The organism is Kitasatospora sp. NPDC089913 (assembly GCF_044748625.1).
GTDB lineage: Bacteria > Actinomycetota > Actinomycetes > Streptomycetales > Streptomycetaceae > Kitasatospora.
The window spans coordinates 119326-138337 of sequence record NZ_JBIVGI010000022.1 but is presented as its reverse complement, the minus strand read 5'-3'; the positions used below and the strand labels follow the sequence as shown (position 1 = coordinate 138337).

The 19012-nt window shown below is 75.8% G+C and carries 8 protein-coding genes; 7 read left to right on the top strand and 1 reads right to left on the bottom strand.

Annotated elements, in window-relative coordinates:
- Positions 1–35 precede the first annotated feature (35 nt).
- The 5 genes from ACIPYS_RS28620 (at position 36) to ACIPYS_RS28600 (ending at position 16711) form a co-directional block, all read left to right on the top strand.
- Entirely contained in the window at positions 36–3509 is a 3474-nt protein-coding gene (locus tag ACIPYS_RS28620; RefSeq protein ID WP_400751265.1) for an AfsR/SARP family transcriptional regulator, read from the top strand.
- Between the two features lie 394 nt (positions 3510–3903).
- Complete coding sequence (locus ACIPYS_RS28615; protein ID WP_400751262.1) at positions 3904–9342, top strand: amino acid adenylation domain-containing protein; 5439 nt, start codon at positions 3904–3906, stop codon at positions 9340–9342.
- Complete coding sequence (locus tag ACIPYS_RS28610) at positions 9339–15122, top strand: amino acid adenylation domain-containing protein (protein ID WP_400751259.1); 5784 nt, start codon at positions 9339–9341, stop codon at positions 15120–15122. The genes ACIPYS_RS28615 and ACIPYS_RS28610 overlap by 4 nt, the downstream gene beginning before the upstream one ends.
- Positions 15123–15358: 236 nt before the next feature.
- The gene (locus ACIPYS_RS28605) at positions 15359–15772 is read left to right on the top strand and encodes a VOC family protein (protein ID WP_093858698.1); all 414 of its coding nucleotides are present in this window, start codon (positions 15359–15361) and stop codon (positions 15770–15772) included.
- Positions 15773–16051: 279 nt separating this feature from the next.
- Positions 16052–16711, top strand: a complete 660-nt coding sequence (locus ACIPYS_RS28600; protein ID WP_400751255.1) for a hypothetical protein — start codon at positions 16052–16054, stop codon at positions 16709–16711.
- A 35-nt stretch (positions 16712–16746) separates the two neighbouring features.
- Here ACIPYS_RS28600 and ACIPYS_RS28595 read toward each other — a convergent pair whose 3' ends face one another.
- Complete coding sequence (locus ACIPYS_RS28595; RefSeq protein ID WP_093864619.1) at positions 16747–17046, bottom strand: hypothetical protein; 300 nt, start codon at positions 17044–17046, stop codon at positions 16747–16749.
- A gap of 242 nt (positions 17047–17288) precedes the next feature.
- Here ACIPYS_RS28595 and ACIPYS_RS28590 point away from each other — a divergent pair, with 242 nt between their 5' ends.
- Both ACIPYS_RS28590 and ACIPYS_RS28585 read left to right on the top strand, forming a co-directional pair.
- Complete coding sequence (locus ACIPYS_RS28590; protein ID WP_400751252.1) at positions 17289–18095, top strand: ferritin-like domain-containing protein; 807 nt, start codon at positions 17289–17291, stop codon at positions 18093–18095.
- The gene (locus ACIPYS_RS28585) at positions 18092–18922 is read left to right on the top strand and encodes a ferritin-like domain-containing protein (RefSeq protein WP_400751249.1); all 831 of its coding nucleotides are present in this window, start codon (positions 18092–18094) and stop codon (positions 18920–18922) included. The genes ACIPYS_RS28590 and ACIPYS_RS28585 overlap by 4 nt, the downstream gene beginning before the upstream one ends.
- Positions 18923–19012 lie beyond the last annotated feature (90 nt).

Genomic DNA, 19012 nt, shown 5'->3' with positions numbered 1-19012 from the left:
ACCGGCTGATGATCAACTCTGTGTAGGGTGCTGTCATGAGGTTCGGGGTGCTCGGTCCGTTGGCCGTGTGGGACGACGACGGTGCGCCCGTCCGGGTGCCCGAGACCAAGGTGCGCGCCCTGCTCGCCGACCTGTTGCTGCACGAGGGACGGCCGGTGTCGGCGGACCTCCTGGTCGACGACATCTGGGGTGAGGCCGTCCCCGCCAACCCGGCCAACGCGCTCCAGGCCAAGGTCTCCCAGCTGCGCCGGGCGATCGGCCGCGACCGGGTGACCCACCAGCCGGCCGGGTACCGGCTCCGGCTCGACGGCGGTGCCGCCGAGCTCGACGCCGCCGACTTCCGGTGGCTGGCCGGGCGGGCCCGCGAGGAGACCGACGCACCCGCCCGGGCGGCGGTGCTCACCCGGGCGCTCGCCCTGTGGCGCGGAGACCCGTACGCCGACTTCGCCGACGAGGACTTCGTCCGCCCGGCCGCTCAGCGCCTGGCCGAGGAGCGGCTCGCCGTCGTCGAGGAGCTGGCGGAGGCCCGGTTGGACTCCGACGATCCGCGGCTGCTCGGCGAGGTGGCCGAGCTGGTGGACCGTCATCCCTTGCGCGAGCGGCTGCGAGCCGTGCAGATGCGGGCCCTCTACCGGGCCGGCCGCCAGAGCGAGGCGGTCGCCGCCTACGGCGCGCTGCGGAGCCTGCTGGCCGACGAGCTGGGGCTCGACCCGAGCCCCGAGGTGTCGGCGCTGTACGAGGCGATCCTGCGGCAGGACGCCTTCCTGCGGCCCGCGGGGGCCGCGGCGCGGCTCCGGCCCGCCCCGGCCGGCCCACTTGTCGAGTCCCCCGGCCCCGGCCCCGGCCCTGGCCTCGGCCTCGGTGCCGGTGCCGGAGTCGGCCCCGGTGCTGGAACCGGACCCGGAGCCGACGGTTCTGCCCGCAGCGCCGCCGGCCGGGAGGCGGAGCCGGACGCCGTCCACCGTGCGGACCTGCCTGCCCCGCGGACCGCACTGGTCGGGCGCGGCCCCGCGCTGGAGGCCCTCGCCCGTCTCGTCCGCACCGAGCGGCTGGTCACACTGACCGGCCCCGGGGGAGTGGGCAAGACGCGGCTCGCGCTGGCCCTCGCCCGCCGGCTCGCGGACGGTACGGAGGCCGACGCACCCGACGGGGTCCGGTTCGTCGAACTCGCGGCCCTTCCCGCCGATGCCGCCGACCTCGCCCAGGCGGTGGCCACGGCGCTCGGTCTCCGTCAGGTCGCCGGGCCGGCCGCGCACCGGGCCGGCCCCGTCCCGGCCTTGTCCGCCGTCCTGCGCGGGCGCCGGCTCCTGCTCGTCCTGGACAACTGCGAGCACGTGATCGAGCCGGCCGCGGACCTCGTCGCGAACCTGCTGGACGACGCACCGGGGCTGACCGTCCTGGCCACCAGCCGGGAGTCGCTGCGGCTTCCCGGCGAGGCGGTGTTCCCGGTGCCCCCGCTCGACCCGGTCGCCGCCGCCCGGCTGTTCGTCGAACGGGCCAGCGCGGCCGCGCCCGGGTTCGTCCCGCCCGCCGGAACCACCGGGAGCGCCGGGATCGCCGGGCGTACGGAGGGGGCCGTTACCGCGCCGCAGGACGGAGAGCAGGACGGCGACGGGACCCGGGCCGCCGTGGCCGAGATCTGCCACCGTCTGGACGGCATCCCGCTCGCCCTGGAACTCGCGGCCACCCGGGTCCGGGCCATGGGTGTGCGGGAGCTGGCGGCCCGGATCGGCGACCGGTTCCGGATTCTCGGTTCCGGGCAGCGCGGGCTCCCGGCCCGGCAGCAGACCCTGCGCGCGGTGATCGACTGGAGCTGGGACCTCCTCACCCCGCCCGAGCGGACCGTGCTGCAACGGCTGGCCCTTCCCGTGGGCGGGTGCTCCCTGCCGGCGGCCGAGGCGGTGTGCGCGGCGTCCGGCATCGACCGCGACGACGTCCTCGACCTGGTCGGCCGACTGGTCGACCGCTCGCTCGTCGAGGCGGTGCACACCGGTGGAGGCCCGCGCTACGACCTGCTCGAATCCGTCGCCGCCTACGCCCGCGACCGGCTCCACGAGGCGGGAGAGTTCGCGGACACCGCCGCTCGCCACGCCGGGTACTTCCAGGAGCTGGCCGTTCAGGCCGGGGCGGGGTTGCGCGGACCGGGACAGCGGCTCCAACTCGTGCGGCTGGACGCGGAGTCCGCCAACACCCGGGCCGCTCTCGACCACCTGCTGCGGGTCGGTGACCGGGACGGCGCCGCCCGCACCGCCGTCGCACTGTGCCCGTGGTGGCTGCTGCGCGGCCGCCTCCACGAGGCCCGGCGTGCGCTCGCCGCCGTCCTGGAGGCCCCGGCCGCTCCCGCCGCCGTCCTGGAGGCCCCGGCCGCTCCCGCCGCCCCGGTGACGCCCGCCGCTCCCGCTCCGCCTGCTGTCCCCGCCGCGACCCTCGCCGAACTCCGGCTCCTGTACAGCGCGTTCGCCATGCTCACCGGCGACCGTCCGCCCGATCGGGACTGCCCCGAGGCGGACATCGGCGACCCGGTGCGACGCGGCCGGGCGCTCTGGCTGTTCGCCTACGGCCTGCACCACGCGGGTGACCCGGTCGCGGCGGAAGCGACCGGCACCCGCGCCCTGGAGCACTGCGCCGCCGGCGGCGACCGCTGGGGCACCGCCGCCGTGCGCGCCCTGCTGGCCCGCACCGCACTGGCCGTCGGGGACCTCGGGGCGGCCCGTCGTCACGGCCGTGCCGCCGCCGGAGAGTTCCGTGAACTCGGCGACGCCTGGGGAGAGTTGCAGACCGTTCCACCGCTCGCCGCACTCGCGGAGATCGAGGGCGATTACGCCGGCGCCGAGGCCCGCCACACCGTCGGGCTGCGGCTCGCGGAGGAACTCGGCCTGGCCGTGGAAGCCTCCGACTGTCTCGCCGGCCTGGGCCGCCTCGCACTCCTCGCGGGTGACTGGGAACGGGCCCGGCTGCTCCACGAGCGGGCCCGCCGTGCGGCGGCCGAGCAGGGGCACGTCTTCGGCGAGGTCTTCGCGATCATGGGACTCGCACTCGGCGCGCGCCGCGCCGGCGACCTCGACGACGCGGAGCGCCACCTCGGGGCGATGCGGGACGACTACCCGTCGTCGACCGCGGGACGGCACCTGATCGAGGTGGAGCTCGGTTTCGTCGCCGAACTGCGCGGCCTGCCCGCCGAGGCCGCGGCCCACCAGGCGCGCGGTCTGGCGCACGCCCGGCAGTCGGCCGAGCCGCGCGCTCTCGCCCTCTCCCTGGAGGGCACCGCCGGCGCGGCCGCGGCCGCCGGCGGCACCGAGGGGTTCGCCCGGGCGGCGCTGCTCCTCGGTGCCGCCGACGCCGCCCGCCGCAGCGCCGGCGGCCCGCTTCCGTCCGGTGAGCGCGCGGACGTGGACCGGATCACTTCGGCGGTCCGCGCAGCCCTCGGCGCGGAAGGCTTCGACGCCGCATTCGAGGAGGGCGCGGCGCTCTCCCTCGAGGCTGCCGTCCGCACCGCCGCCGGGGCCTGAGCGGCCGAACCCGCCCGCGCCGGACCGGGGGCCGCTCGGCCGCCCGGTTCCGGCCGCCCGGTTCCGGCCACCGGGCCGCGTCCGGTTCCGATGGGGCGTCAGACGTGTCCGGTGGCCGGTCGTTCGGGTGGGAGACCGCTCCTCCCGTGCGTCGTCGTGCTCGCGGCATGTTCCTGACGATCACAACCCTGGACCCCGCCGGAGGCGGGCCAGTACGGTGGGCGCGCCGCTGGGAGCCCGCCCCCGAACGGCTCCGGGCCGAGCCTCCGTGGGCTGCTCGACCGTGTGCGCACAGCTGCGTCGAGAGCCGACCGGCGCTCGACGTTCGATCGCACCGGGACGCTCGGCGGGGCCCGTTGTGGTGTCATGGCAGGTTCACGAGGGGGGATCGACAATGGCGTCGGCCGGCACGTTCGGGACGGGCCTGGTTCATCGGGCGTTCGAGGAGACGGCGGTACGGGTTCCGGACGAGATCGCCGTACTGGTGGGGACGGTCGGGATCACGTACGCGGAACTCGACCGGCGGGCCGGGGCGGTGGCCCGCGAGCTGCGCCGGCTGGGGGTCGGGCGGGGTGCTTCGGTGGGCGTGTGCCTGGAGCGCGACACATGGCTGGTCCCCGCGCTGCTGGGGATCTGGAAGGCCGGTGCGGCCTACGTGCCGCTGGATCCCGCGTACCCGGCGGACCGGACGGCGTTCGTCGTCGCCGACTCCGGGATGTCGCACCTGGTCTCGTCGGCGGCCGTCCTACGGCGCTGCGGCGAGGCCCTCCGGGCGACCGGCGTCGACCTGCTGGAGGTCGGGACGGTGGTCACGGGCGCCGACGACCCGGCCGGCCCCGGTGCCGCCGACGACGGCGAGCCGACGGACGCCGCCTACGTGATGTACACCTCGGGATCGACCGGACGGCCCAAGGGGGTGGTGGTCGAGCACCGCAACGTGGCGGCCCTGCTGGAGTGGGAGTCGTCCGTGTACTCGGCCGCCGAACTCCGCGGAATGCTGGCCGCGACCTCCGTCTGCTTCGACCCCTCCGTGACACAGCTGTTCCTCCCGCTGCTCCGCGGCGGCACGGTGATCCTGGCCGAGAACCTGCTCGCGCTGTCCGCCCTCCCCGCGCGGGACCGGGTCACGACGGTCTACGGCACGCCGTCCGCGCTGGCCGCGCTGGTACGCGAGCCGCTGCCGCCGGGCGTGCGCACCGTCCGGGCGGGCGGCGAACCGCTCACCCGGGCCCTGGCGGACCGGATCCACGCCAACCCCGGCGTAGGGCGGGTCGTCCAGAGCTACGGTCCGACCGAGTGCACCGTGAGCTGTCTGACGTACGAGGTGCCCGCGGTCGGACGCGAGGAGCCGCCGATCGGGTCGGCCTACGCGGGGAGCGGGCTCTCGGTGCGCGACGGCGCCGGGAACCCGCTGGACGACGGCGGGACCGGCGAGCTCTGGGTGTCCGGTCCGCTGGTCGGCCGGGGCTACCTGGGCAGGCCCGGGCTGACGGCCGAACGGTTCGTCACGGACGCCGCCGGGGTGCGGCACTACCGGACCGGCGACCTGGTCCGGCGGATCGACGGGCTGCACCACTTCGCCGGGCGGATCGACGACCAGGTGAAGGTCCGCGGCTTCCGGATCGAGCTGGGCGAGGTCGAGGCGGTGCTCGCGGGGCACCCGGCCGTCCAGCACGCCGTGGCACTGGCACCGGCCGACGAGGACGGCACCCGGATCCTGCTGGCCTGCGCGGAGTCGGCCGACCGGACCCTCACCGGGGTGCGGCTCCGCTCCTGGCTGCGGGACCGGCTGCCGGAGCACCTGGTCCCCTCCCGGATCGCCGTCCTCGACCGGCTGCCGGTCGGACCGACCGGCAAGACCGATCGCGCCGCGCTGGCCGCGGTGGAGTTCGGCCGGGCGGTCGACACCGAGTACGCCGCCCCGCGCACCGGCACCGAACGGCGGATCGCGGGGACCGTCGCCGATGTCCTCGGGCTCGCCCCGACGGAGGTCGGTGTGCACGACGACTTCGGGGCGCTCGGCGGGCACTCGCTGGCGGCCGCCCGCCTCTGCGCCGTCCTGGGCCGGGACTTCGGCACGGCCGTGTCGCTGACCGAGTTCCTCGCCGCACCCACGGTCGCCGGGCTCGCCGCACTGCTGCGGACCGGGCCGGCCGACCGCCCGGGCAGCGCGCCCGGACCCGCGTTGGTCCGTCACACCGGGCGGGACAGTTACCCGCTGACGGCCGCGCAGCAGGGGATGTGGCTGCTGCGGCAGATCGGTTCCGGCGAGGGCGCCACCACCATCGCCTTCCGGCTGCGCCTGCGCGGACTGCCGGGCACGGCGCGGCTGCGGGCCGCGTTGGACGGGGTGGTCGAGCGGCACGAGGTGCTGCGCAGCGTGGTACTGGCCGACGGTGGACTCGTCGGCGGCCCGACGGCCGGTACTGTGCCCACCGGTGCGGTGTCGGCCGGTGCTGTGTCGGCCGGTGCCGCGGGGGATGCCACCGGCCGGGCGGTCGACGGGGAACCGGTCGCCTCGGTCCGCGCGCCGAGCCCGGTGCCGTTCGAGGAGCACGACCTCAGGGGCCTGCCCGGGCCGGAGCGGGGGAAGCAGGCGGCCGAGCTGACGCGCGCGGCCGCGAGCCACGTGTTCGACCTCGCCGCCGAGACCCCGCTGCTGCGGGCCACGCTGCTGCGGCTCGACGAGGTGGACGCCGAACTGGTCGTCGTGACCGACCACGTGGCGTTCGACGGCTGGTCCATCGGGGTACTGATGTCGGAGCTGGCCGCCGGCCTGGCGGGCCGGGCCGGCGGTTCGGACCTCGCGCCGCCGTCCGTCCAGGTCGGTGACCTCGCGCTGTACGAGCGCGCGTCGGTCGCCGGGCCGGATCGGGTCGAGGAGCTGCGGGCCTTCTGGGCCCGGGAGCTCGCGGACGCCGTCCCGCCGCACGACCTGCTGCCCGACCCGTCCGCGGCCCCCGGTGGACCGGGCGGCGAACGGCTGGCCCGTCCCCTCGACGCCGGGACGGCGGCCGCGCTGCGCGAACTCGCGGCGGACTGCGGATCCACCCCGTTCGCGACCTTCCTGACCGCGCTCGGTGTGCTGGTCGCCGGCCTCACCGGCCGTTCCGACGTCGTCCTCGGCGCGGCCGTGGCGCACCGGGCGCACCCCGAGCTGGAGGCGGTCGTCGGGCCGCTGGTCGGGATCAGCCCGATCAGGCTGGGGCTGGCGGAGGGAGAGTCCTTCCGGAGTGCCGTCGGCCGTGCCGCCGCCACCACGGCCCGCGTCATGGACCATCCGGGGTTCACGGTGCAGCAGGCCTTCGAAGCGGCCGGCGTCGAGCACCCCCGGGGAACGATGGGCACCCCGGTCGTGCTCTCGTTCCAGCCGGCCGGCCTTCCGGTGGCGGTGGAGCACGACGGAGTCCGGCTGGAACTGCTCGGTGAGGCGACCGGTGGCGGCACGCAGGCACCGCTGACCGTGTTCGTCAACGAGACGGTGCTGGGGCTCGAGCTGCGGATCGCGTACGACGCGGAGCGGTTCGGCCAGGCCGACGCGGAGGCGTTCGCCGACCGGCTGCTCCGGATCCTGTGCGCCGCGGCGGCCGATCCGGACCTTCCGCTGGCGGCCCTGGAGCTGGTGAGCGCGGCCGAGCGGGCCGAACTGCTCGCCGCCGGCACCGGAGCCCCGCTGCCGGCCGACCGGCCGGCGACCGTGGTGGCGGCCGTGCTCGAACAGGCCGCCCGGCGGCCTGCCGCGGTGGCCGTCTCCGACGCGGCCGGCGAACTCGGTTACGCGGAACTGGCCGAACGGTCCCGGCGGGTGGCCGAGGCCCTGCTCGCGGGGTCGGCGGCGACGGCAACGGCGAGCACAACGGCGGCGGCGAGCGCGACGGCGGCAACGGCGACCGAAACAACGGCAACGGCGTTCGAGCCCGGGGCGGAACCGGCGGGGTCGTTCACCGTCGGGGTCTGCCTTCCCCGCGACCGCTACCTCCCCGCGGCCCTGCTCGGCGTCCTGCGGGCCGGTGCGGCCTACCTCCCCCTGGAGCCGGACCAGCCCGTCGAACGGCTGCGCGCCCAACTCGCGGACTCCGGGGCGACCGTCGTCGTCGCCGCCGGGGACACCCTTGCGCTCGCCGGTGAACTGGCCGAGGCGGTCGGCGCAGGTCTCCTCGATCTGGGCGTCCCGGGCAGCCCCGGGCCCGTGTGGGTGCACTTTGCAAAGTGCGCTGCGCACTTTGCAAAGTGTTCGGGGACTTTGCAAAGTCCACCCGCGGGGCCGGTGGCACTGCCCGAGGCACGGCCCGGGGCGTTGCCCGAGCCGCCCCCCGAGGGGCTGGCCTATGTGCTGTACACCTCCGGTTCGACCGGCCTGCCCAAGGGGGTGGAGGTCACCCACGCGAACCTGGCGGCCTTCGTGGCCGCGATGCGGATCACGCCGGGGGTCCGGTCCGACGACGTGATGCTGGGGCTCACGTCCCCGGCCTTCGACGTGTTCGGGTTCGAGCTCTGGGTCGCGCTGGCCTGCGGGCTCCGGCTGGCGGTACTGGACCGCGAGGCCGCGGTGGACGGCTACGCCGTCGCACGGTTCGTCGAGCGGTCCGGGGTGACCCTGATGACCGCCACACCGACGACGCTCCGGATGCTGGTCGCCGCCGGATGGTCGGCGCCGGGGGTGCGCGTGGTCAGCATCGGCGAGCCGATGGACCCCGACCTGGCCGACGAACTCATATCCCGGACAGGGGAGTTGTGGAACGCGTACGGGCCCACCGAGAGTACGGTCTACTCGACCGCGGCTCGGGTGGTGACGCCGGTGGGGGAGGCGGTGCCGATCGGCCGCCCGCTGCCCGGGGAGACGGCCTATGTGCTGGACGCCATGGGCCGGTTGGTGCCGCCGGGCGTGACCGGGGAGCTGTGGATCGGTGGTGCGGGCGTCGCCAGGGGCTACCGCAACCGGCCGGACGCGACCGCGGCGGCGTTCGTCACGGACCGGTTCGTCGCGGGTCGGTTCGTCGCGGAACCGTCCGCCACGGATCCGGTCGCACCCGCCGGGCGGCGCTACCGGACCGGTGACCTGGCCCGCTGGCGACCACGGGGGTCCGCGGGGGAACGCACCCTCGACTTCCGGGGCCGCCGGGACCAGCAGGTGAAGCTGCGCGGCCACCGGATCGAACTCGGCGAGATCGAGACCGCCCTGCGCACCGAACCGGCGGTGGCGGACGCCGCCGTCGTGCTCCGCGGCGGCGGAGCGGACGCCCACCTGGTCGGCTATCTCGCGGTGGGACCGGCCGCGAGCGCCGTCAGCACGTCCGAGGTCGAGGAGCGCCTGCACACCCGCCTGCCGGACCACATGGTGCCCCGGCGCTGGGTCGTGCTGGACGCCCTGCCCCTGACGGCCTCGGGCAAGGTGAACCGGGGCGCCCTCCCCGCGCCCGCCCGCGGATCCGGCCACGACTCGGCCGGTGACTCCGCCGACGACTCCGCGCGCGACCGGATCGCCCCGCGGACCGATGCCGAACTGCTGGCGGCCGAGGTGTGGGAGACGGTGCTCGGTGTCGCCGGAGTCGGTGCCCACGACGACTTCTTCGCGCTCGGCGGGCACTCGCTGGCGGCCACCCGGGTCGCGGGCCGGCTGATGGCGGCGCTGGACCTCGCGGTGCCGGTGCGGCTGCTGTTCGAGCACCCGGTCCTGGCCGACTTCGCGGCCGGGCTGGAGGCGCTGCTGCTGGCCGACCTCGTCGCGGCGCCCGGCCCCGCCGATTCGCGAGGCCCCGCCGGTTCGCCAGACCTCGCCGCCCCCGTCACTCCCGTCACCCCCGCTTCCCGCCCCGCCGGCGGTGCCGCATGACCGAGCTGTCCGCCGGCCGGCGGGACCCCCGGCTCGCCGACGCCCTGCGTGCCCGGCTGGCCGCGGCCCGCCGCACCGCCGCCGCCGGCACCCCGGCGATACCCGCCCGGCCGGACGGGGACGCCCCGGCCCCGCTGTCGGCCGCACAGGCACGGCTGTGGTTCCTCACCCAGCTGGATCCGGAGAGCACCGCCTACCAGATCCCGGTCGCGCTGCACCTGCGCGGACCGCTGGACCGCGCCGCGCTCCTGGGCGCGGTGCGGGACCTCGCCGAACGGCACCTGGTCCTGCGGAGCCTGATCGTCGAGGCCGACGGCGAACCGGCGACCGTGGCCGTCCCGGCGGACACGGTGCCACTGACCGAGACCGATCTCACCGGGCCGGGCGGGCGGGAGTCGCTCGACCGCCTCCTGCGCGAGGACCTGCGCAGACCGTTCGACCTGGCCGTGGAACCGCCCCTGCGGGCGACCTTGCTCCGACTCGGCACCGAGGAGCACGTGCTGGCGCTGATGGTCCATCACATCGCCTTCGACGCCTGGTCGAGAACGGTGGCGGTGACGGAACTGGCGGCGCTCTACGCGGCCCGGACCGGTTCGGCAGAGCCTCCCGCGCCGCCGTCGGTCCAGTACGCGGACTACGCGCACTGGCTCTCCCGGCGGCCGGAGGAAGGGGACCGCGCCGAGGCCGACCTGAGCTGGTGGGTCCGCGCGCTGTCCGGCCTGGAGCCGGTCCTCGACCTGCCCACCGACCGGCCCCGCCCGCCCGTCGCGGACCGGGCGGGCGCGGAGCTGCCGGTGGTCCTGCCTCCCGCCCTGACCGCCAAGGTGCGCGGGCGGGCCGCCGAGGCAGGCTGCACGCCGTTCATGGTGCTGCTCGCGGTCTGGCAGGAGCTGCTGGCCCGGCTGTCGGGCGTCGACGACGTACCGGTCGGTGTGCCCGAGGCGGGGCGACGGCATCCCGACACCGAGCGCACGATCGGCCTCTTCGTCAACACACTCACCGTGCGGACCGATCTGTCGGGCGGGCCGAGCGGCCGGGAGCTGCTGAAGCGCGTGCGCGACGTGGCGCTGGAGGCCTTCGCCCGCACCGAGGTCCCGTTCGAGCGGATCGTCGACCGGCTGCGCCCGGTCCGCGACCTCTCCACCACGCCGATCTTCCAGGTCCTTCTCAACGTCATCGACACCCCCTCGGCGGCGCCGCGCTTCCCGGGCCTGGCCGCGAGGGTGTTCGCGCCGCCGGCGACATCGGCCAAGTTCGACCTGAACCTGGCGTTCACGGCCACCACGCCGAGCGGCCGGGGCGACGCCCGGGCCGCACATGACGCCCGCACCGCAGGCGAGGCCCGCACCGCAGTAGAGGCCCACGATACGGGCGACACCTACGAGGGGTCGCTGATCTACCGGACCGACCTCTTCGAGCGGCACACCGCGCGGCGGATCACCGAGTGGTACGCGGCGCTGCTGGACGGCGTGCTGTCCGATCTCGACCGCCCCGTGCGCGAAGTGCCGCTGGAACCGGTGGACGGACCGCTGCTGTCCGGGCCTCGCCGGGAGTTCGACCTCACCCGGCCGCTGCACAGCCTGGTCGAGCGCTGGGCGGCCGAACGGCCCGACGCGACGGCGGTCGTGGGCCCCGACGGTGAACTGACCTACGGGCAGCTGGACCGGCGGGCGAACCGGCTCGCGCGCCGGCTGCTCGCGCACCAGCTGCTCGCGGACCGACTGCCCACGGCCGGGGACGGATCGCCGGAGCCGGCCCCGGTCGCCGTGCTGGCCGACCGACGGACACCACTCGTGGTCGCCCTGCTCGCCGTCCTCAAGGCCGGCGCGATCTACCTGCCGCTCGACCCGGCGTACCCGGACGACCGCCTGGCCGACATCCTGACCACGGCCGGCGCGCGAGTCGTCCTCGCGGAACGGGAGTTCGCCGAGCGCCTCCCGGGGCGCGGCGGCCCGGACCCGGCCGGCACCGCCCCGGAACTGCTCGTGATCGACGATCCGTCCGCACCGGAGGGGGCGGCGGAACCGTCCGACGGAGCACCCGGCGTGCCCGTCGACCCGGCCGCGCCGGCCTATCTGATCTTCACCTCGGGCTCGACCGGCCGCCCCAAGGGCGTCACGGTCGAGCACCGGCAGATCACCCACTATCTGCACGCGGTGTCGGAGCGACTGGCCGACCACGACGTCGCGGGAGGCTCGTTCGCCCTGGTGTCGACCCACGCGGCGGACCTCGGCCTGACCAACCTGTTCGGGGCACTGGCCACCGGTGGCACGGTGCACCTGGTGGACCGTGAGGTGGCGACCGACCCGGAGGCCTACGGGGAGTACCTGGAGACGCACCCCGTCGACGCGGTCAAAATGGTGCCGAGCCACCTGGAACTGCTCGCCGCCCACGGGGACCTCGGCCGGGTGCTGCCGCGCAAGCTGCTCGTCCTCGCGGGCGAGGCCTGCTCGTGGGACCTGGTGGCCAGGGTCCGGACCGCGCGGCCCGAGCTGGCCGTGCAGGTGCATTACGGCCCCACCGAGACCACCGTGTCGGTGCTCGGCTGCGCCGTGGAGGAGACGCCGCCGGAGCGGCGTTCGGGGACGGTGCCGATCGGCCGGCCGCTGGCCGGCGTGGACTGCTGGGTGGTCGACCCCGACGGCAGGCCGCTCCCGGCCGGGGTGCCCGGCGAGCTGTGGATCGGCGGGCCGAGCGTGGCGCGCGGCTACTTCGGCCGCCCCGATCTGACCGACGAGCGTTTCGTCCCCGACCCGGTGACCGGCGGAGCACGGTGCTACCGCTCCGGGGACCGGGTCCGGCTCACCGGGGCCGGACTGTTCGAGTTCCTCGGGCGGGTCGACGACCAGGTCAAGATCCGCGGCTTCCGGGTGGAGCCGGGCGAGGTGGCCACGGCACTGCGGGAGCTGCCGGAGCTCGCCGAGGCGGTGGTGCTGCCGGTGGGCGAGGCCCACGCCGGACGGCTCGCCGCCTGGGTCACTCCCGCGGTTCCCGGGGCCGCCGTGGACGTGGCCCGAGTGCGGACGGCCCTGCGCGGGCGGCTGCCCGACTACATGGTGCCCTCGGCGGTCGTCGTGCTCCCCGCGCTGCCGCTCAACCCCAACGGGAAGGTGGACCGGTCGGCCCTGCCCGCACCGGAGCAGACGCCGGGCACCGCGCGCATCGCCCCGAGCACGCCCACCGAGCTGCGCGTCGCCAGGGCCTGGGCACTGGTCCTCGGACCGGGCCCGGCCGACGGCACCGGCACCGCCACGGGCACCGCCACGGGCACCGGCACCGGCACCGATGCCGGTGCCGGTCCCGATGTGGGCATCGGGATCGACGACGACTTCTTCGCCCTCGGCGGCGACTCCTTCCGGGCGGTGCGCGCGGTCCGGGCCATCGATCCGACGCTCCGGGTGATCGACCTGTTCACCCGGCCGACCGTCCGTGAGCTGGCCGCGTTCCTCGACGCGACCGAGGCGGGCGGGGCCGACGGCGAGCGCCGCCTGCTGCACCGCCTGGCGGGTCCGCCGCCCGGCCGGACGCCGACCGTCACCGTGGTCTGCCTCCCCTACGGCGGAGGTTCGGCGGCCGCCTACGGCCCGCTCGCCGCGGAACTGGCGACGGCGATGCCCGGTGCGGCCGTGCTGGCGGTGGAACTGCCGGGACACGATCCGGCCCGCCCGGACGAGCCGCTGCTCCCGCTGGCCGAGCTGGTCGACCGGGTCGTCGCCGAACTGGCCGAGCGGGCCGGGCCGGCCGGACCGGCTCCTGGAACCGGCCCCGGCCCGGTGGTGGTGTACGGCCACTGCGTCGGCTCGGCCGCGGCCACCGAACTCGCGCTGCGCCTGGAGGCCGGGGGCGTCCCGGTGACCGGCCTGCTGGTCGGCGGCAGCTTCCCCGGCGCGCGGCTGCCGGGCCGGCTCTCGACCTGGCTGCGTGCCAGGTTCCCGGCCACCCGCTGGACGTCGGACCGGGCCTACCGGGACTTCCTGCGCACCCTCGGCGGCATCGACGACGACGGCGCGGGGACCGGCGACGGCGACGGGACCGGCAGCGGCGCGGGGACCGGCAACGGCACCGGCGAGGCGGCCGACGCGGCACAGCGGACCATGCTCCGGGCGCTGCGCCACGACGTGGACCAGGCACAGGGCTGGTTCACCGGCGAACTGACCCGGCCGGACGCCCGTCGGCTGCGGGCCCCGGTGCTCTGCCTGATCGGTGAACGCGACCGGTCCACGGAGCTCTACCAGGAGCGGTTCGCGGAGTGGGGAGCGTTCGCCGACCGGGTGGAGCTGGTGACCCTCCCCCGTGCGGGCCACTACTTCCTCAAGCACCAGGCCGCTCAGCTCGCCGCGCTGGTCGGCGACCGGCTCGGTGCCTGGGCCGACGGCCTGCTGCCGGAGCCGGTCGCGGACGTCACGGTCGTCGGCGGGAGGGCACGGCGCGACCTCAGGGACTTCTACCTCGTCGCCGCGGGACAGACGGTCTCCCTGATCGGCAGCGCGCTGACCTCGTTCGCCCTCGGCGTCTGGGCCTACCAGCGCAGCGGGCGGGTCCTCGACTACGCGTTGATCAGCATGCTCGCCATGCTGCCGGCGATCGTCGCGGGGCCGCTGGGCGGCGCGGTGGCGGACCGGATCGACCGGCGCCGGGTGATGCTCGCCTGCGACGCCGTCTCCGCGGCCGCCACGGTGTCCCTGGTGGTCGCACTGTGGAGCGGCAGCCTGGGGCTCTCCCAGGTCGGTCTGATCGTGGGCGTCATGTCGCTGGTGACCGCGTTCCGGCGGCCGGCCTATCTGGCGGCCGTCGCCCAGCTGGTGCCCAAGCCGTACCTGGTGCAGGCCAACGGGCTGGCCAACCTCGGTGCCGGCCTGGGGACGCTGATCGCCCCGCTGGCCGGTGGCGCGCTGATCGGACTGGTCGGCCTGCCCTGGGTGGTGGCCGTCGACGTGGCGTCGTTCCTGGTCGGCCTGGCCGCGCTGCTGCGGGTGCGCTTCCCGGACCGGCTCTTCCGTCGGCAGGAGGAGTCCTTCGCCCGGACCGTCGTGGGCGGCTGGCGGTTCCTGGCCCGGCGCCGTCCGCTGCTGGTCATGATCGGGTTCTTCATGGTGGAGAACTACCTGGGCACGCTCGCGGTGACGCTGACGGTCCCGAGCGTGCTCTCCTTCAGCGGCACCACCGCGGTGGGCGTGGTCACCGCGGTCGGCGGCGCGGGTGCCGTGGCGGGCAGCCTGGTGGTGGCGCTCTGGGGCGGCACCGCGCGGCGGGCGACCGGCATGGTGGGGTTCGTGGGCGGCGTCGGGCTGGGCGTCGTCCTGGTCGGCCTGCGGCCGTCGGTGACCCTGGCGGCCGTGGGCGCACTCGTCTGGTGGGCGTCGATGAGCGTTCTCAACGCGCACTGGCTGGCGATCATCCAGCTCAAGGTCGGCCCGGACCTCCAGGGCCGGGTGCTCGCCACCAACCAGATGCTCGCCGTCGCCATGACCCCGCTGGCCTTCCTGTCCGCTCCGCCCCTCGCGGAGAGCTTCTCCGGGCTGCTGAACCGGGGAGGGGCACTGGCGGGCAGCGTGGGCCGGGTCCTCGGGACCGGGCCCGGCCGCGGCACCGGCCTGCTCCTCGTCACCTGCGGGGCGCTGCTGATCGTCTGGGCCCTCCTGGGACTGTCCTACCGCCCCCTGCGGTACATGGAGGACGAGCTGCCGGACGCCGTGGCCGGCGCGGAGATCGCCGAGGACCTCGACAGCCTCCAGGCCGCGGCCGACCGTGCCCTGGCCAAGGCGCCGGCCGTGGAATGACTGTCCGTCACCACCCATCGGCGGAGGGTCTGTCGACCAGTTCGGACCGGCTGTCACATTTCTCCGGTCCTGCCCCGCTTGAGTGCTGACCGACGATCAAGCACGCTCGGGTTGAGGGACCTTGGCCTGGTTGTGCGGCTCGTATACGTCTAGAGTGCCGATCGCGCGCCGAACGGAAGCCCGGGTTCCGGCCCGGCCCTTCGGCACGCCCACTTCCGGAAAGCAAGGAGCATGGCATGAAAGCGCACGTCAGCTCGATCCTCCTCGGCGTCCAGGACCTGGACCGCGCCAAGCGGTTCTACACCGAGGGCCTCGGCTGGAAGATCAAGAACGACTTCGGTGTCTCGGTGTTCTTCGAGTCGGACGGCGCCTCGCCGGTCGGCTTCTACGACCGCAAGGGTCTGGCCGACCAGGTGGGCACGGACGCCGGGGGCAGTGGCTTCAGCGGCGTGGTCCTGACCTACGTCGTCCGCAGCGAGGCGCGGGTGGACGAGATCATCGCGGAGGCGGCGGAGGCCGGCGCGACGATACTCAAGCCCGCCGGCGCCCTGCCGTGGGGCGGGTACGGCGGCAGCTTCGCCGACCTGGACGGCTACATCTGGAGCCTCGGCTACAGCGCCCCGGGCGCCGACCAGCCGTACGCGGAGTAGTCGCGATCGTCCGCTCGGACGGCTGCTGCCCGGGGCGGCGAGACCCGCGCCGCCCCGCCCCGCGCCCGGCAGCCGCCCCGCGCCCCGTGGCCGCCCCGCAGCCCGGGGTGCGGCGGCCGCGGTGGCGCGGTGGCCGCGCCCGCCGCACCCCGGCCCGGCCGGGGCCCGGCCACCTGCGCGTACCAAGCCGGCTGGCGGTCGCGGGCCGCCCGGCCGAGGCTGATGGGGTGCAGGATCGGGCCGGTGGCGGTCCGACCGTGAGGCTGAGGCGGATCTCCCATGCAGCGTTTCCTCCAGGTGCGGGAGCGGGCGTCCGGCGGCGGGCCGAACCGCCGGGCCGGCCTCGCCGCGATCGCGCTCGCCGGTTCGGTGCTGGTCGCCGCCGGGTGCTCCTCGTCGTCGTCCACCGCCCCCTCGACCGCGTCCTCGCGCCCGTTCTCCCCGGACGCCGGCTCGTTCTCCGGAGAACTGCCCTCCTCGGTGGCCTCCGCCAAGTCCTCGCTGCTGGAATCGGCCTCGGCGGCCGCGTCCGCGGCGTCCGCCGCGGCCTCCCAGGCCGAGGCCTCGCGGTCGGCGGCGGCCGCCTCGTTCGAAGCGTCCGTCTCGGCACAGCTGGCCGCCGGCCGGGCCGAGGCGCAGTCGGTGCTGTCCGGGACGGCGGGTGCCGGCAACGCCCTGTCGGACATCACGCTGACCGGTCTGCCCAAGGCGCAGACCGCGGGCCTCAACGCCGCGCTGGTGACGGTGGTGAACAGTACGTCCTCGAAGGCCTCCTACGCGATCAAGGTGGAGTTCCTGGACGGCGACCAGGTGGTGGACACCACGATCCTGGGGATCAAGGACGTCGCCCCGGGAGCGACGGCCACGGCCACGGCCTTCAGCTCGATCGACCGTGACAAGGCACTGGTGCCCAGGGTCGCCCAGGCCCAGCGGTACTGAGCGCGCGGCGACGACCCGGCCCGCGGCGGTCGCGGTCAGGCGGCGCCGGTCACGCCCGGGGCGATGTAGCGCCGGTGGAGCGGGCGGAAGTCCATCTCCGGTTCGCCGGTGATGCCCGCCTCGGCGACCGCGGCCGCGAGCCGTTCGGCGAAGAACCGCTCGAAGGCGGCGCGTGACGTCCACACGTCGACCACGCGCAGCGCGTCCGGCTCGAACCAGGCCACGTGCATCAGGGCGCCCTCCGGGGCGCGCTCCTCCCAGCCCACCGCCACCCGGGTGGCGTCGTACTGCTCGGGTGTGACCCCGGTCCACCGCATCGACAGGACCTCGGCCATGGCGAACACCCGCTCTCGTCGCGCGCGCCCCCGGCGACCCGGAGGCGCCTCGTCTCCAGGAGACCGCAGAACACCGCCGACCGCACCCTGCCGCCCGGACTCGCGAGTCCGGCCCCGTGATTCCGGCCCCGTCACCCGTTCGGATGAACGCCGGGGCGGGGGGCAAGCCGGGCCGTCGACGAGGCCGAAGGCCCCACGTACGAGCCCGCGAGCGGCGGGCTCCCGGCCGGGACAGGAGCACGATGTCTCCAGAGCACATCGACACCCGGCTGCTGGTGGAACTCACCGAGCAGTCGCAGGACCTGAACAGTGACGCCTCGCGGATCACGCGGAGCGCGCTGGCCGACTTCGGGCAGGCGGTCGAGCCGGTTCGGCGCAGGTGGTGGGAGCGCGGCGGGACGCTCGCCGCCGCGGTCGGGACGGTCGCGCTCCTCGGCGGGCGCAGGGCCTTCGCCGCCGGCCCCTCGCCGTCGGGGTCCATGGCCGACGACATCATGGCGCTGCAGACCGCCGCCTCGATCGAGAACCTGGCGGTGAGCGTCTACCGGACCGCCGCCGGACTGCCGTTCGTCAAGGACGGCAACAGGACGGTGGCCGCGTTCATCGCGAAGACCACCCAGCAGCACGAGGCGCACGCCCAGGCGTTCAACGCCGCCGCCACCCAGGCGGGCGGCCAGGCCCAGAACGGCCCGGACCCCAAGTACAAGGCCGTGGTGGACCAGGCTCTGCCGGGCATCAAGGGCCCGGCGGACGTGGTGAAGCTGGCCATCACCCTGGAGGACGTGGCGGCGCAGACCTACACCAAGAACGTGTCCCAGGTGAGCAACGCCGACCTGCGCAAGCTCTTCGCCTCGGTGGCCCCGGTGGAGGCCCAGCACCGGGCCACCCTGCTGGCGGTGCAGGCGCTGCTGGCGGGCAACGCCGCCGACCTGGTCACCATCCCGGTGGACCCGTCCAAGCTGCCCGCGGCGGCCGGCAGCGTCGGCTTCCCCGACGCCTTCCACCACACCGACAACGCTTCCCCGATCAGCGAAGGGGCCGTGAAGTGACGACCACCGAGGGCGGCTGGGCACTCCCCATCAGCGAGGGCGAACTCGCGGGCCTGACCCGCGAGATGCACGAGGCGCACCAGGAGACGCTGCCGGCCATGCGGGCCGGGGCCCTGGACCTGGCGGAGGAGGTCCGGGCGCGCGCGGCCGGCGGGCCGCGCGACCCGGGCCGGCGCCGGTTCCTGCTCGGCGCCGGTGGCGCGGCCGCCGCGCTGACCCTGGCCGCCTGCTCCAGCAGCGGGTCCGGCAGCTCGCCGGCGGCGGCCCCGAGCTCGCCGTCCGGCGCGGCACCCGGCTCGCCGTCCGGCCCGCCCTCCGGGCAGTACACCGGCGACCTCAAGGTCGTCGCGCTGGCCACCGCGCTGGAGAACCAGGCCGTGGGGGCCTACCAGGCCGCCCTGGACGCCGCGAAGGCCGGCCGACTCGGCACCGTCCCCCCGGCGGTCGCGAGCTTCATCACCACCGCGATGGGCCAGCACGCCGACCACGCCAAGGTCTGGAACTCCGTCCTGACCGGTGCCGGGAAGCCCGCCATCACCGATGTGCCGCTGTCCAACCAGCCGGCCACCCTCCAGGCCCTGGGCGCGGCCACCGACGTCGCCACCGTCGCGAAGCTCGCCCTGTCGCTGGAGGACCAGGCCGCCCAGACCTACCTGTTCGCGACCTACAACGTCACCAGCCCCGGCGGGATCGCCACCGCCGCCACCATCGCCCCCGTCGAGGCGATGCACGCCGCGATCCTGAACTACGTGCTGGGGCAGTACCCCGTCCCCGACGACTTCCTGCCCGTCGACCGGGCCGCCGGTCCCGGCCTGCTCACCGTCTGAGCGGAGCGGCCCGAAGACCGGTGCGGGCCCGGGCGCGGGATGTCGAGTCCCTCGCGCCCGGGCCCGCACCTCCGCCCGCCCCCGGCCGCG

Bases quoted from the DNA above. Each gene is read 5' to 3' on its own strand.
- ACIPYS_RS28620 (WP_400751265.1), top strand. From the start codon at position 36: ATGAGGTTCGGGGTGCTCGGTCCGTTGGCCGTGTGGGACGACGACGGT.
- ACIPYS_RS28615 (WP_400751262.1), top strand. From the start codon at position 3,904: ATGGCGTCGGCCGGCACGTTCGGGACGGGCCTGGTTCATCGGGCGTTC.
- ACIPYS_RS28610 (WP_400751259.1), top strand. From the start codon at position 9,339: ATGACCGAGCTGTCCGCCGGCCGGCGGGACCCCCGGCTCGCCGACGCC.
- ACIPYS_RS28605 (WP_093858698.1), top strand. From the start codon at position 15,359: ATGAAAGCGCACGTCAGCTCGATCCTCCTCGGCGTCCAGGACCTGGAC.
- ACIPYS_RS28600 (WP_400751255.1), top strand. From the start codon at position 16,052: ATGCAGCGTTTCCTCCAGGTGCGGGAGCGGGCGTCCGGCGGCGGGCCG.
- ACIPYS_RS28595 (WP_093864619.1), bottom strand. From the start codon at position 17,046: ATGGCCGAGGTCCTGTCGATGCGGTGGACCGGGGTCACACCCGAGCAG.
- ACIPYS_RS28590 (WP_400751252.1), top strand. From the start codon at position 17,289: ATGTCTCCAGAGCACATCGACACCCGGCTGCTGGTGGAACTCACCGAG.